The following is a 13,482-nucleotide window of genomic DNA, read 5'->3' on the forward strand; positions in this document are numbered from 1 at the left end:
GATGTCGAAGGTCAGGGCTTGGGGCCAAGAGCTCGCATTGTCCCAAATCGGCGTGGCCGGTGTCGACCTTCGCTCGGCCGAACCGGGCCTGCTGGCGTGGCTGGAGGCCGGTTTTCATGGCGAGATGGCCTACATGGCCAGCCACGGCCTCAAGCGCGCCCGCCCGGCCGAGCTGGTGCCGGGCACGGTGAGCGTGATCACCGCGCGCATGGACTACCTGCCCGAAGCGACACCGCCCGACTGGGTGGCCCACGAGCGCCAGCGCCTGCTGCAGCCGGGCGAGGCGGTGGTGTCGGTGTACGCCAGGGGGCGCGATTACCACAAGGTGTTCCGCTCCCGCCTGCAGAAGCTGGCCGAGCGCATCGCGGTCGAGATCGGCCCGTTCGGCCACCGCGCCTTCACCGACTCGGCCCCGGTGCTGGAGGCCGAGCTGGCCACGCGCAGCGGCCAGGGCTGGCGTGGCAAGCACACGCTGGTGCTCAGCCGTGAGGCTGGCTCGATGTTTTTCTTGGGCGAGATTTACGTGGACCTGGCCCTACCGCCCAGCGAGCCGGTGTCGGCCCATTGCGGCGCTTGCGAGGCCTGCCTGGTGGCCTGCCCCACGCAGGCCATCGTGGCGCCGTATCGGCTGGACGCGCGGCGCTGCATCAGCTACCTCACCATCGAACACGCCGGCCCGATTCCCCTTGAGCTGCGTCCCCTGCTGGGCAACCGCATTTACGGCTGCGACGATTGCCAGCTCGCTTGCCCCTGGAACAAGTTTGCCCAGCGCAGCCCTTTGCCCGATTTCGCTGAGCGCGAGGGCCTGGGTACCGCACAACTGGTGGAGCTGTTCGCCTGGACCGAGGCCGAGTTTCTGCGCCGCACCGAGGGCAGTGCGATTCGCCGAATCGGGCACGAGCGCTGGCTGCGCAACCTGGCCGTGGCACTGGGCAACGCCCGCCGGCAGGGCGCGGGTGCGCAGGTTGAGCAGGCGCTGGTTCAACGGCTCGAACACCCCAGCGAACTGGTGCGCGAACACGTGCGCTGGGCCTTGGACGTTACCCCTCGGCGCAAGCCCTGAGGTGCGCCTGCACCACCCGAACCAGATCGGGGCGCTTCACTGGTTTGGTGACGTAGCCGTTCATGCCCGCAGCCATACATTTTTCTCGCGAGTAGCCAGCCCCCCCGCCGGTGAGTGCCACGATGGTCACTTGCTGCTTTGTCGCCTGGGTTCCCTCCTGTGCCTCCTGGGCACGGATTTGTCGTGTGGCCTCCAGTCCATCGACCCCCGGCATCTGCAGGTCCATGAGGATCAGGTCGGGGCGCCCCTGCCGCCAGAGTGCCACCGCTTGTTCGCCGCCAGTGGCCTGCAGCACCTCAAACCCTTCGATTTCCAGCAGCTTGCTCAGCACGATGAGATTGACCTCCACGTCGTCCACCACCAGCAGCTTGGCCTTCGTCGGGCCCATTGTCGGCACGACCTTCACTGGCTGTGGTTCGACAGCGCGGGTGGACAAGGCCAACTGGGCCGTGAAGTGAAAGTGGCTGCCGCGACCGGGCTCGCTTTCGGCCCAGACATCACCGCCCATCAAGCGGGCCAGACGCCGCGAGATCGCCAGGCCAACGCCCGTGCCACTGTGGCGTCGGGTGATGGAGCCATCCACCTGGCTGAAAGGCTCAAACAGCTTGGCCATGTGCTCTGCGGAAATGCCAATGCCGGTGTCGCTCACCGTGCCCTGCACCTCGATGCTGCCACCGGATCGGCTTCGCACCTGCAAGGCCAGGCCGATGCTCCCTTTGGAAGTGAACTTCACGGCGTTATGGCCCAGGTGCAACAGCACCTGGCGAAATCGCCGCTCGTCGCCAAGGACCTGAGTCGGGACGTCGTGGGCGATGTCGACACGCAGGCTGAGCAGCGCCCGTTCGGCATCGGGGCGCAGGACTTCTGCCACCCAGCGAAGCGTAGCGCACGGATCGAAGGAAACGGGCTCCAGCTTGACCTCTCCCTTTTCCAGCCGCGAGATGTCGAGCACGTCGTCAATGATGGCCAGCAACATGTCGCTCGATTGGTGCAGCAACTGGAGGTACTCGCGCTGCTCGTCATTCAGCGGTGTGTTCTGCATGAGGTGTGCCATGCCCAGGATGCCGTTGAGCGGCGTTCGCACCTCGTGGCTGATGGTGGACAGAAAGTCCGCCTTGGCTCGGTTGCCAGACTTGGCTGCCTCCAGGGCTTGCTGCAGTTCCTGTTCTTGGCGCTTGCGCTCAGTGATGTCCGTGCTGCTGCCCCGGTAGCCAGTGAATTCACCTTTCTGGTTGAACACCGGCACGCCAGACACCGAGATCCAGCACAGTCCTTTGCCCGATACTTCGGTTTCGTACTCCATGTTTCTGAATGGCCGATGGGTATCCAGTACCGCCCGGTGTCGAGCCCAAAAAATCTGGCCAGCCTCGTCCTTTGGGGGGGTCAGTTCCCAGCGCCGGTGACCAATAAAGGTATCGGCTTGCCAGTCGCCTTTGTCTTTGTTGGCCAGGCTGTGGCGAACGAAACGGTGCTCGGCGTCGGTTTCCCAGAACCAGTCGGAGGCGCACGTAGCGAAGTCTTCCAGACGCTGCAGACTCATCGCCAGTTCTGCTTGGGCCCGGCGGCGTTCGGCCAGCTCACGTCGGATCGCGGTCTGTGCCAGGCGCAGGTCACGCTGCAATAGCCCCCAGGGCAGCAGAGCGGCAACCAAGGCGGCAAGCGCGACCATGAGCTGCGCCACCGGTGCGCCTGGAAACCAGATGGGCAACGGCCAGCCAAGTAACCGTGCGCTGGCAGTGCCTAGCGCCAGCAATACCAGCGGCCCCCACAGCAAGGCGCTGCGGCGAAGCCCCCTGATGAGGGCATACATCGGCAAATGGCTCATCAGGGTGACGAGAGCAATCACCGGGGATGGGGACCCAATGGCCAGGGCCGCCACTGCCACAGCCGTGGCAATGGCATGAAGGTCCATCGCACGGGCAAGGTGATCACGGCGCACCTCCCACCGGGCCAGGCAACTGCTCACAAACAGCGTGCCAGTCAGCCACATGGGGCCGTCGAAATCGCTGGCTTTCGTCTCCATGAGCGCCAGCAGCAGGAGGGTGAGCAGCGTCGTCGCCGCGATGACCCCAAAGTGGAGTTCAGCCAGGTGCTTGGCCGAGCTTGGGCGAAGCCGATCCAGGCCGGGTTCACCTAATGAGTGCGCTGCGATATGGGGTGGCATGGCGGACAGGGTGACTGGTGGAGTAGAGGGCCCAGCTGCAATTCCGGCACACCGCGTGCAAACCGGTTGCAAGCCCCTCCATCATGCGGCCCGCCAAGGCCCAACGCGCATCAAGGCGCGCTCCTACCCCAAAAACTGTGCCGAAGTTTGCAAAAAATGTCGCTTTTTTGCGTTACGTCTTGCCGCTTCTCAGCGCCACATTTTTCCCAGCCAACTGGCCGGGCCAGGGGCGGCACAAAGTCCGACCCCTGCCGTTCATGAACCTCAGCAGCCCCTGCCCGGCGAAACGCCGGGCGCGACACTGCCATTAGGGGGCGTGCCGGTTCTCAGTTCACCTTGCCGATGCGGCGCACCACGCCGGCCATGGCCTTGGCGTCTTCCTTCACGAAGGCGTCAAAGGCCGGGGCGTCTTGAAACTGGAAGGCGGTGCCAGCGGTGGTCATGGCCTGCACGGTCTTCTCGTCGCGGGCGGCGAACTGTGCCGCTTCGCGCAGCTTGTTCACCACGGCTTGGGGCGTGCCGGCCGGCACGAAGATGCCCGCCCATTGCGAGTAGCCGATGTTCACGCCCAGTTCTTTGAAGCTGGGCACATCGGGCAGCAGGGGCAGGCGGCCTTCGCCCCAGTGCGCCAGGGCGCGCAGCTTGCCCGCCTTGATCTGGCCCACCGCGCTGGCCGGGCCGGTGGCCACCGCGTCCACCTGCCCACTGAGCAGGCCCAGGATCGCGGGCCCCGCGCCGGTGTAGGGCACGTGCAGCATGAAGGTGTTGGTGGAGGCTTTCAGTTGCTCCATGGGCACGTGCATGGTGCCGTAGTTGCCCGACGAGCCGAAGCTGATCTTGCTGGGGTTGCTGCGCGCGTAGGCGATGAACTCCTGATACGTCTTCCACGGGCTGTCGGCGCGCACCACCAGCACGGTGGGGTCGGCCGTCATGCGGGCCACCGGGATGAGCTGCGACAGCTCAAACATGGGCGGGCGGTTCAGGATGCGGTCGGCCTCGGGCAGCACCACCAGCGATGACAGGGCCATCAGCACGGTGTAGCCGTCGGGCGCGGCCTTGGCCACTTGCGCCATGCCAATGCCGCCACCCGCGCCTGCGCGGTTCACTACCACCACCGATTGGTTCAGGTGGCGCGACATGGCGTCGGCCACCGGGCGGCCCACCACGTCGGCCACACCGCCGGGCGGGAAGGGCACCACCATGGTGATGGGCTTGCTGGGGTAGTTGTCCTGCGCGCCGGCCAGGCCGGCGCAGACGGACAGCAGCAGGGCGCCGAGCGCCTTGAGCGTCTTTCGCGGTGTCATGTGTTGTCTCCTCTGTCGGGTGAAAAGAATCGATCAGGCGCAGCGGTTTTCCAGCACGCCAATGCCGTCAATCTCGACGCGCACCACGTCGCCCGTGGCCAGGAAACGCGGCGGGTCCATGCCCAGGCCCACGCCGGCGGGCGTGCCGGTGGCGATCACGTCGCCCGGGTAGAGCGTGATGCCGCGCGAGATGGTCTCGATCAGCGTGGGGATGTCGAAGATGAGGTTTTCGGTGCGGGCGTCCTGGCGCAGCTCGCCGTTCACCCAGCAGCGCACGCGGGTGTGCTGACCGTCCAGTTCATCGGCCGTCACCGCCCAGGGGCCCATGGGGCAGAAGGTGTCGAACGACTTGCCCATGTCCCACTGCTGATGGCGCATCTGCACGTCGCGGGCCGTCACGTCGTTGACGATGGTGTAGCCCCACACGTGTTGCATGGCGTCTTCGCGGCGAATGTTCTTGCCGCCGGTGCCGATGATCACGGCCAGCTCGGCCTCGTAGTCGATCTGGGGCGAAATCGCCTCGCCTGGCAGCTCAATGGCGTCGCCATGGGCCACCACGCACTCGGGCACCTTGGTGAACACGATGGGCCACACCGCCGGGTTGGCGTTGTTGTTCTTGAACACCGAGCCCTGCAGTTCCTTGGCGTGCTCGTGGTAGTTGCGGCCCACGCACCAGATGTTGCGGCGCGGGCGCGGCACCGGCGCGAGCAGGCGCACGGCCGACACCGGCACGGCGGCGCCTGCGTTGGCGGGCAAGGCCTCGCCACGGGTGGCGCGCTCCACCAGTGGCAGCACGCCCAGGGCGGCGTCTTCGGGGCTCAAGGCCAGGGGGGTGACGGTCTGGCCGTCGGGCGAGACTTGCCCGACCCAGGTGCGACCTTCGTGAACATAAGCGGCAAAACGCACGGCGAAACTCCTGTGTCTGAATGTGATACCAAAAAATACCAAAAGAACCTAATGGTTGGCGCAGTGTAGGAGGACGCGGCCGATGCAGCATGAGGGTAAATACCAAAACCCAGGTTACTGGTTCAATTGGTATGTTTTGGTATAGTTCGTCGCCATGAGCCTGTCCGATCACCTTTGCGAAACCTGGCGGCAGCGCCTGCAGTCGGGCCAATGGCGCCAGGGCGAGCGCCTGCCCACCGAACGTGAACTGGCCGACACGCACGGCGTGAGCCGCACCACGGTGCGCAAGGCCTTGGCGCAGCTCAAGGAACAGGGCCTGATCGAGCAGACCGTGGGCAGCGGCACCTACGTGGCGCAGGCCCCCGAAGGTGGGGTCGCCTCGCCAGGCACAGTGCGCCACACCAGCCCGGCCGATCTCATGGAAGCGCGCCTGGCCCTGGAGCCCGCGCTGGTGGACCTGGTGATTCGCAACGCCAGCCGCGACGACCTGCAGCGCATGGCCCACTGCTGTGAACAGGCCGAGCAGGCGCAGACGCTTGAGGCCTTTGAGCACTGGGACGCCGAGTTGCACCAGGCCATTGCCGAGGCCGCCCACAACCCCTTCGTGGCCAGCGTGTTCCAGCTCATGACCGAGGTGCGCTCACAGGGCGAATGGGGCCAGCTCAAGAAACGAAGCGTCACGCCCGAGCGGCGCCTGGCCTACCAGCGCGAGCACCGCGCGCTGGTGGAGGCCCTGAGCGACCGCGACGCCGAGCGCGCCCGCGCGCTCACGCTGGAGCACCTGGTGCACGTGCGCCGCAACTTGCTGGGTGTCTGACGCTCAGGGGCGCAGAACGCCCAGCGCGAACGGCAGGCTGGCCATGCCCAGCACGGTGGACAGCGTCACCAGCCCCGCCACATAGGGGCCGTTGTAGCCCATGCGCGCGGCCAGCACGTAGCAGCTGGAGGCCGTGGGCACGGCCGAAAACATCAGCAGCACGGTGGTTTGCGCGGGGTCCAGGCGGAACAGCAGCGCCATGCCCAGGGCCATCACCGGCATGGCCAGGTGCTTCACGCCCAGGATCAGCGTGCTCAGGGTCTTGGCCTGTGCCATGGTGCCGAACTGCATGCCGGCACCGGCGGCCATCAGGCCCAGGGCCAGCGAGGCCTGGCCGATGCGGTTCACCGTGGGCTCCAGCCAATTTGGCATGGAAAAGCCCAGCAGGTTGGCGATCAGGCCTGAGGCGGTGGCGATGATCAGCGGGTTGCGCACCAGCTCGCGCACAAAGCCCTTGTTGGCGTGGCGCGCCATGGGCCAGACTGCGCCCACGTTGAACAGCGGCACACACACGCCAATGATCATGGCGATCATGGTCAGCCCCGCTGGCCCCGCCACCTTGTCGGCCAGGGCCAGGGCAATGAAGGAGTTGAAGCGAAAGCCCACCTGGGCGCTGGCGGCGTGCAGGCGCACGTCCAGCCGCCGCCCGAGCACCGGCCAGTGCGGCAGCGAGTACGCCAGACCGATCGCGCACACCCCCAGTGCCAGCGCCGCGCCCACCAGTCCCGAGGCCTCGGCCAGGTTCAGCGGTGTCTTGACGATGCTGTTGAACAGCAGCACCGGAAACAGGAAGTAATACACCAGGGCCTCCACCGGCTCCCACACCTTGCGGTTGAGCGCGGTAAAGCGGCACACCAGGTAGCCGCAGAGGATGAGCGAGAAATCGGGAAGGAGCAGTTGGGCGAAGTTCACCCGGCGAGCATAGCCGGGCACGACATGTGCTTCGGGTTTGTACGTATGTAGTCACCCGGGGCAAGGCCGCGAGTGAAGTGGGTACAGTCGCCCTGTCGAACCGACACCCGGCTCCGCGCCTCCCACCTGGTTTCCCACCCATTGAACAGGAGAGAAAAGATGATGTTGCGACGCACCGTTGTGATGGCCACGCTAGGCTTGGCCGCGGCTGGCTCAGTCTGGGCCCAGGCCTTCCCATCCAAGCCCATTCGCCTGCAAGTTCCGTTTGCCCCGGGGGGCACCACCGACATCATCGCGCGCGTCATGTCTGAGCCCCTGGCCAAGACCCTGGGCCAGTCGGTGGTGGTGGAAAACCGGGCAGGTGGCGGCGGCGTTGTCGGCGCCACCGAGCTGGCCCGTGCCGCGCCCGACGGTCACACCATTGGCATGGCCACGGTGTCCACCACGGCGGCCAACCCGGCCATCAACCCCAAAATCTCTTACAACACGCTCACCGATTTCACGCCCATCGTGAACATCGCCGCCACGCCCAACGTGATCGTGGTGCACCCCAGCTTTCCGGCCCGTGACTACAAGGGCTTTCTCGCCGAAATCAAGAAGAGCCCAGGCAAGTACAGCTACGCCAGCTCTGGCACCGGCGGCATTGGCCACCTGCAGACCGAGTTGTGGAAGAGCCTGACGGGCGCCTTCATCACCCACATTCCCTACCGAGGCGCGGGCCCGGCCCTGAACGACACGGTGGGCGGCCAGGTGCCGGTGATGTTCGACAACCTGCCATCGGCCCTGCCGCACATCAAGGCTGGCCGCCTGATTGCCATTGTGGTGGCCGCGCCGCAGCGCCTGGCCGTGCTGCCCGATGTGCCCACCTTCAAGGAAGTGGGGCTTGAGCCGGTGAACCGCATGGCCTACTACGGCCTCATCGGCCCCAAGGGCATGCCCAAGGACGTGGTGGACAAGATCCAGGCCGCCACCTTGCAGGCCATTGCCGACCCCGCCGTGCGCAAGCGGATTGAAGACACGGGCTCCCTCATCGTGGGCAACACGCCTGAGCAATTCGCGGCCCAGATCAAGGCCGAGTACGAGGTCTACAAAGAGGTGGTGGCGAAGCAGAAGCTCTCGCTCGATTGATGCCCGCGCAGCCGGTCATTGACGTCGACGCCGCCGTCAGCCCCTTCATCGACAGCCTCTGGCTCGAAGAGGGGCTGGCGCGCAACACGCTGGACGCGTACCGGCGCGACCTCAGCGCCCTGGCCACCTGGCTGGCCGAGCGCGGGCAAGGCCTGAACCAGGCCACCGAGGCCGATCTGCAAGCCTATTTCGCCGAGCGCCACGCGCAGACCCGCGCCACCACCGCCAACCGGCGCCTGACGGTGTTCAAGCGCTACTTCCGCTGGGCCCTGCGCGAGCGCCTGCTGGCCAAAGACCCCACCCTGCGCCTGCTCACCGCGCGCCAGCCGCTGCGTGTGCCCAAGACCCTGAGCGAGGCGCAGGTGGAGGCCTTGCTGCAGGCCCCGGATGCGGGCACACCCCTGGGCCTGCGCGACCGGGCCATGCTGGAACTGATGTACGCCAGTGGATTGCGCGTGAGCGAACTGGTGAACCTCAAAACCTGGCACGTGGGCCTGACCGAGGGGGTGCTGCGGGTCACGGGCAAGGGCAACAAGGAGCGCCTGGTGCCCTTCGGCCAGGTGGCGGCCGAGTGGATCGGGCGCTACCTCTCACAGGCGCGGCCTGACATCCTGGGGGGGCTGGGCAGCGACGACCTGTTCGTCACCTCGCGTGGCACTCGTGCCGGTCAGGCCATGACCCGCATCATGTTCTGGCAGTTGGTGAAGAAGTACGCGGTGATGGCCGGCATCACCGCGCCCTTGTCGCCGCACACCCTTCGGCACGCCTTTGCCACGCACCTGCTCAACCACGGCGCAGACTTGCGCGCCGTGCAAATGCTGCTGGGCCATGCGGACATTTCCACCACCACCATCTACACCCACGTGGCGCGTGAGCGTCTCAAGAGCGTGGTGGCGCAGCACCACCCGCGTGGTTAAGACTTGTAGAACACCTCGACCCGGCCCTTGAGCTGGATCAGCAGCGGCTGGCCCTTGCGGTCCAGCGTCTTGCCGGAAGGCACCTTGATCCAGCCCTCGCTGATGCAGTACTCGCTCACGTCGAAGCGCTCTTTGTCGTTGAAGCGGATGCCAATGTCGTGCTCGAACACGGCGGGCACGTGGAAGGGGCTGCGCGGGTCGATGGACAGGCGGTCGGGCAGGGCAGGGGCGTTGGTCGTGTCGGTCATGGTCTGAAGGAAGGAGAAGTTGACTGGCTTGGATGGAATGGGCGGCTGTCACGCCAAGTCGGTGAGCACGCGCACCTTCACGCTCTTGCCCTTGACCTTGGTGTGGTTCAGGCGACTGGCCGCCTGCTCGGCGATGGCGCGATCCACCGCCACGTAGGTGGACCATTCGTTGACGTTGATCTTGCCCACCTGCTCTCGCGTGTAGCCCAGGTCGGCGGTGAGCGCGCCCAGCACGTCGCCGGGGCGGATTTTCTCTTTTCGCCCGCCCTGCAGGTGCAGCGTGACCATGGGCGCCAGCAGCGGTCCGCTGCCGGTGGGCGTGAGTTCGTCCAGCGGGTACCAGCGCACCTCTTTGCCCTGCAATTGTTCGATGCGGCCCACACGGCCCATCTCGTCCAGGCTGGCGAGGTTGAGCGCCAGGCCGTCTTCGCCGGCCCGACCGGTGCGGCCAATGCGGTGGATGTGCACCTCGGCGTCGGCGGTGGTGTCCACGTTGATGACGGCGGCCAGGTTGGCCACGTCCAGCCCGCGGGCGGCCACGTCGGTGGCCACCAGCACCGGGCAACTGCGGTTGGCGAAGCGCACCAGCACCTGGTCGCGCTCGCGCTGGTCGAGGTCGCCGTGCAGGGCCAGGGCGTCGATGCCCTGCGCCCGCAGCACCGCCACCAGGTCGGCACACTGTGCCTTGGTGTTGCAGAACGCGATGCTGCTGGCCGGTCGGAAGTGCGCCAGCAGGCGGCCCACGGTGTGCAGGCGCTGGGCCTCGGTCACCTCGTACCATCGCTCCTCAATTCGGCCGCCTTGCTGCACAGGCGCGGCCGTGACCGTGAGCGGATCGCGCAGGATGCGCGCAGCCAGTTGCGCGATGCCGTCGGGGTAGGTGGCCGAGAACAGCAAGGTTTGCCGCTGAGGCGGGCACTGGCGCACCACGGTGGCGATGTCGTCGAAGAAGCCCATGTCCAGCATGCGGTCGGCCTCGTCCAGCACCAGGGTGCGCAGCGCGTCCAGGCGCAGGCTGCCACGCTCCAGGTGGTCCATCACGCGGCCTGGTGTGCCCACCACCACATGCGCGCCATGTTCCAGCGTGGCCAGTTGCCCACGCAGCGGCACACCACCGCAGAGGGTGACGACCTTCAGGTTGTCTTCGGCACTGGCCAGGCGACGGATTTCGGTGGTCACTTGGTCGGCCAGTTCGCGCGTGGGGCACAGCACCAGCGACTGCACGCCAAAGTGCCGCGGGTTGAGCTGGGTGAGCAGTGCCAGGGCGAAGGCGGCCGTCTTGCCGCTGCCGGTCTGCGCTTGTGCAATCAGATCGCGCCCGAGCAAAGCGGGCGGCAGGCTGGCGGCCTGGATGGGCGTCATCGATTGGTAGCCCAGCCGCGCCAGCGTGGCGAGTGTGGCGGGCGACAGCGGCAGGCTGGCGAAATCGGTCGGTTGGGCGGGCACGGGAGGTCGGGGAGATTCGGTCATCCCCGATTGTCGCCGCCGGCGAAGGTCAGCGCCGTTCAGGCGCCGAGCGTGAAGTAGAAGGTGGCGCCCTGGTCAGGCACCGCATCGGCCCACACCTGGCCGCCGTGGCGATTGACGATGCGCTCCACGATGCTCAGGCCCAGACCGGTGCCGCTGTACTCACGATCGCTGTGCAGCCGGAAGAAGGGGTTGAACAGGCGCTGGGCGTGCTCCTGGCTGAAGCCGCAGCCGTTGTCCTGCACGAAGAAAGCCAGCTTGCCGTTGTGTTCGCAGCGGCCCACCGTGATGCGGGTGAGCGGGCGGCGCGCACTGAACTTCCAGGCATTGCGCAGCAGGTTGTCGAGCACGCTGCGGATCAGCACCGGGTCGGCCTGCGCGGTGAGGGCGGGCTCAATGTGGAACTCGGCCTGGCGCAGCGGGTCGCTTTCGCGCAGCAGGGGCACCAACTCACCGGCGATCTGGCTCAGGTCCACGGGCACCAGCTGCAAGGCCTGGCGCGACAGCTTGGTCATGTTCAGCAGGGCGTCGATCAACATGCCCATGCGAGAGGCCGAGGCCCCCATGCGCTGCAGCGTGAGCCTGGCGTCGTCGGGCAGGGCGGGGCCGTGCTCTTCGATCAGGATCTGGCTCAGGCCCGAGATCGCGCGAATGGGCGAGCGCAGGTCGTGCGCCACCGTGTGGTTGAAGGTCTCCAGCTCTTTCAGGCTTTGGCGCAACTCCAGCGTGCGCTCTTGCACCCGTGTTTCAAGCTCTTCGTTCAGGCGCAGCTGGCGCAACTCCATCTGCTTGCGCTCGGTCACGTCTTGCAGCACGCCGGAGATCAGGCCGTCTTCCAGATACGAGGCGTCCATCTTGAGCCAGCGCTCGCCGCTTTCACCCACCTGCACGCGGAACTCGTGACTGAACGCCCCCGATTGGTCGGCACGTACCCTCATGAGCAGGCCCGGCAGATCGTTTTCGTTCACCATGGCCAGCCCATGGGCCAGCGCCACCGGTTCGCCGCTGGGCAGGTTCAGCAAAACCGCCGGTGGGCCTGAGACCCGCAGTTGATCGGCCTGGATGCTCAGCTGCACCGTGCCCATGCTGGCGGCTTTGAGCGCTTGGTGCAGCAGCCGCTGGCTGGCGCTCAGGGCCTCTTGCACCTGATGGCGCTCCAGCGCCATCTGAATGGTGGCGTGCAGTTCGCGCTCGGAGAAGGGCTTGATCAGGTAGCCGTAGGGCCGTGTGCGCCTGGCCCGCTCCAAGGTCGTGTCTTCCGAGTAAGCGGTGAGGTACACCACCGGAACGGAGGCGTTTTGGCCCAGCTGTGACGCCACCTCGATGCCGTCCATGTCGCCCTTGATGTGGATGTCCATCAGCACCAGGTCGGGCTTGTGCTCGGCCACCAGGGCCAAGCTTTCCGCGCCGGTGTCGGCCACGCCGGCCACCTCGTAGCCCATGAGCTCCAGGCGCTGCTGCAGGTTGAAGGCGACGATGCTCTCGTCTTCCACGATCAAGATCTTGGCTGGATCGTTCATGCCGTCTCCTCCAGGTCAAACCGGATGGTGAAGCTCACCGGGTTGGCGCGATGCACCTCCAGTGTGCCCCTGAGTTGCCGGGTGAACAGGTTCACCAACTGCAGGCCCAGCGAACCGCTGCGGCGCAGATCGTGCTCTTCGGGAATGGCGGCGCCATCGTTTTCCACTTGCACCGTGACGTGTTTGCCGTCCTGCTGCAGCTTGATCCAGATCGAGCCACTGCGCCCGTCGGCAAACCCGTGCTTCAGGGCGTTGCTGACCAGCTCGTTGATGATGAGGCCGCAAGGAATGGCCTCGTTGATGGGCAATCGCACATCTTCGGCCTGCATGTGAATGTCCACACGTCCCGTGGCCGAGCGATAAGCCTCGGTGAGGCCAACCATCAATTCGCTGAGGAACTGGTTGAAATCCACCTGCGCGACATTGGTCGACTGGTAAAGCGTCTGGTGGATCAGCGACATCGAGCGCACGCGGTTCTGGCTGTCGCGCAGCGCGCTGACCACCTCCGGGTCTTTCACCTTCATGGCCTGAAGGTCCAGCAGGCTGTGCACCACTTGCAGATTGTTCTTCACGCGGTGGTGCACCTCGCGCAGCAGCAGGTCTTTCTGCAGCAACGCGTCCTTGATGCGTTGCTCAGCCAGCTTGCGCTCGGTCAGGTCCACGATCACCGACAGCACCACCGGTCCTTCGCCGGTCACCACCGGGTTGATGCCGATCTCCACCGGAAACTCCGAGCCGTCCTTGCGGCGCCCACTCAGGTCTCGGCCCGCGCCCATGGGGCGCGCGTGCTCCTCCGACGTGAAGCCTTGGCGGTATTGGGGATGGCGCGCACGAAACCGGTCAGGCACCAGCGCCTCCACCGACAGACCCAGCAACTCGCCACTGGCGTAGCCGAAGGTGGATTCCGCCAGGCCATTGGCCCGCGAGATGGTGCCCTGCTGATTGACCACGATCATGGCCACGGGCATTCGGTGAAAGGCCTGTCCCAGGTATTCGTCCAGTTGAACGAGGGCAGGACTCATGTAACGAACTCTTA

12 protein-coding genes are annotated in these 13,482 nt (G+C 66.2%); 4 read left to right on the forward strand and 8 right to left on the reverse strand.

What is annotated here, in order from left to right:
* Nucleotide 1 precedes the first annotated feature (1 nt).
* Nucleotides 2-1,063, forward strand: a complete 1,062-nt coding sequence (gene queG, locus ACE3RQ_RS06875) for a tRNA epoxyqueuosine(34) reductase QueG (protein WP_374521445.1) — start codon at nt 2-4, stop codon at nt 1,061-1,063.
* On the opposite strand, the gene ACE3RQ_RS06880 is transcribed toward queG, so the two are convergent.
* The 3 genes from ACE3RQ_RS06880 to ACE3RQ_RS06890 form a co-directional block, all read right to left on the reverse strand.
* Nucleotides 1,041-3,227, reverse strand: a complete 2,187-nt coding sequence (locus tag ACE3RQ_RS06880; RefSeq protein WP_374521219.1) for an ATP-binding protein — start codon at nt 3,225-3,227, stop codon at nt 1,041-1,043. The two genes, queG and ACE3RQ_RS06880, sit on opposite strands and share 23 nt — an antisense overlap.
* A gap of 326 nt (nt 3,228-3,553) precedes the next feature.
* The gene (locus tag ACE3RQ_RS06885) at nt 3,554-4,531 is read right to left on the reverse strand and encodes a Bug family tripartite tricarboxylate transporter substrate binding protein (protein ID WP_374521220.1); all 978 of its coding nucleotides are present in this window, start codon (nt 4,529-4,531) and stop codon (nt 3,554-3,556) included.
* 33 nt (nt 4,532-4,564) lie between these two features.
* The gene (locus ACE3RQ_RS06890; RefSeq protein ID WP_374521221.1) at nt 4,565-5,437 is read right to left on the reverse strand and encodes a fumarylacetoacetate hydrolase family protein; all 873 of its coding nucleotides are present in this window, start codon (nt 5,435-5,437) and stop codon (nt 4,565-4,567) included.
* Between the two features lie 154 nt (nt 5,438-5,591).
* Between ACE3RQ_RS06890 and ACE3RQ_RS06895 the strand changes: the two genes are divergently transcribed.
* Nucleotides 5,592-6,254, forward strand: coding sequence for a FadR/GntR family transcriptional regulator (locus tag ACE3RQ_RS06895; RefSeq protein ID WP_374521222.1), 663 nt, complete (start codon nt 5,592-5,594; stop codon nt 6,252-6,254).
* Nucleotides 6,255-6,257: 3 nt separating this feature from the next.
* Here the strand turns inward: ACE3RQ_RS06895 and ACE3RQ_RS06900 are convergent, their stop codons facing one another.
* The gene (locus tag ACE3RQ_RS06900; RefSeq protein ID WP_374521446.1) at nt 6,258-7,166 is read right to left on the reverse strand and encodes an AEC family transporter; all 909 of its coding nucleotides are present in this window, start codon (nt 7,164-7,166) and stop codon (nt 6,258-6,260) included.
* Nucleotides 7,167-7,325: 159 nt separating this feature from the next.
* Here ACE3RQ_RS06900 and ACE3RQ_RS06905 point away from each other — a divergent pair, with 159 nt between their 5' ends.
* Nucleotides 7,326-8,294, forward strand: a complete 969-nt coding sequence (locus ACE3RQ_RS06905) for a tripartite tricarboxylate transporter substrate binding protein BugE (RefSeq protein ID WP_374521223.1) — start codon at nt 7,326-7,328, stop codon at nt 8,292-8,294.
* Entirely contained in the window at nt 8,294-9,211 is a 918-nt protein-coding gene (gene xerD, locus ACE3RQ_RS06910) for a site-specific tyrosine recombinase XerD (protein ID WP_374521224.1), read from the forward strand. Before ACE3RQ_RS06905 ends, xerD begins: the two co-directional genes overlap by 1 nt.
* Here the strand turns inward: xerD and ACE3RQ_RS06915 are convergent.
* From ACE3RQ_RS06915 to ACE3RQ_RS06930, 4 genes are read right to left on the reverse strand one after another with little or no spacing between them, the layout of a single operon-like run.
* Nucleotides 9,208-9,459 carry a DUF3297 family protein gene (locus tag ACE3RQ_RS06915; RefSeq protein WP_374521225.1) on the reverse strand — a complete coding sequence of 84 codons (252 nt, stop codon included), beginning with the start codon at nt 9,457-9,459 and terminating at the stop codon, nt 9,208-9,210. The genes xerD and ACE3RQ_RS06915 overlap by 4 nt on opposite strands.
* 48 nt (nt 9,460-9,507) lie before the next feature.
* Entirely contained in the window at nt 9,508-10,929 is a 1,422-nt protein-coding gene (gene dbpA, locus ACE3RQ_RS06920; RefSeq protein WP_374521226.1) for an ATP-dependent RNA helicase DbpA, read from the reverse strand.
* Nucleotides 10,930-10,964: 35 nt separating this feature from the next.
* Entirely contained in the window at nt 10,965-12,446 is a 1,482-nt protein-coding gene (locus ACE3RQ_RS06925; RefSeq protein ID WP_374521227.1) for an ATP-binding protein, read from the reverse strand.
* Nucleotides 12,443-13,468 (reverse strand): sensor histidine kinase, encoded by a 1,026-nt coding sequence (locus ACE3RQ_RS06930; RefSeq protein WP_374521228.1) that lies wholly within the window; start codon nt 13,466-13,468, stop codon nt 12,443-12,445. Before ACE3RQ_RS06930 ends, ACE3RQ_RS06925 begins: the two co-directional genes overlap by 4 nt.
* Nucleotides 13,469-13,482: the final 14 nt, after the last annotated feature.

Source organism: Hydrogenophaga sp. (assembly GCF_041913525.1).
In the GTDB taxonomy this organism is placed as follows: Bacteria; Pseudomonadota; Gammaproteobacteria; order Burkholderiales; family Burkholderiaceae_C; genus Hydrogenophaga.

Bases quoted from the DNA above. Each gene is read 5' to 3' on its own strand.
- queG (WP_374521445.1), top strand. From the start codon at position 2: ATGTCGAAGGTCAGGGCTTGGGGCCAAGAGCTCGCATTGTCCCAAATC.
- ACE3RQ_RS06905 (WP_374521223.1), top strand. From the start codon at position 7,326: ATGATGTTGCGACGCACCGTTGTGATGGCCACGCTAGGCTTGGCCGCG.
- ACE3RQ_RS06880 (WP_374521219.1), bottom strand. From the start codon at position 3,227: ATGCCACCCCATATCGCAGCGCACTCATTAGGTGAACCCGGCCTGGAT.
- ACE3RQ_RS06930 (WP_374521228.1), bottom strand. From the start codon at position 13,468: ATGAGTCCTGCCCTCGTTCAACTGGACGAATACCTGGGACAGGCCTTT.
- ACE3RQ_RS06915 (WP_374521225.1), bottom strand. From the start codon at position 9,459: ATGACCGACACGACCAACGCCCCTGCCCTGCCCGACCGCCTGTCCATC.
- ACE3RQ_RS06925 (WP_374521227.1), bottom strand. From the start codon at position 12,446: ATGAACGATCCAGCCAAGATCTTGATCGTGGAAGACGAGAGCATCGTC.
- xerD (WP_374521224.1), top strand. From the start codon at position 8,294: ATGCCCGCGCAGCCGGTCATTGACGTCGACGCCGCCGTCAGCCCCTTC.
- ACE3RQ_RS06885 (WP_374521220.1), bottom strand. From the start codon at position 4,531: ATGACACCGCGAAAGACGCTCAAGGCGCTCGGCGCCCTGCTGCTGTCC.
- dbpA (WP_374521226.1), bottom strand. From the start codon at position 10,929: ATGACCGAATCTCCCCGACCTCCCGTGCCCGCCCAACCGACCGATTTC.
- ACE3RQ_RS06895 (WP_374521222.1), top strand. From the start codon at position 5,592: ATGAGCCTGTCCGATCACCTTTGCGAAACCTGGCGGCAGCGCCTGCAG.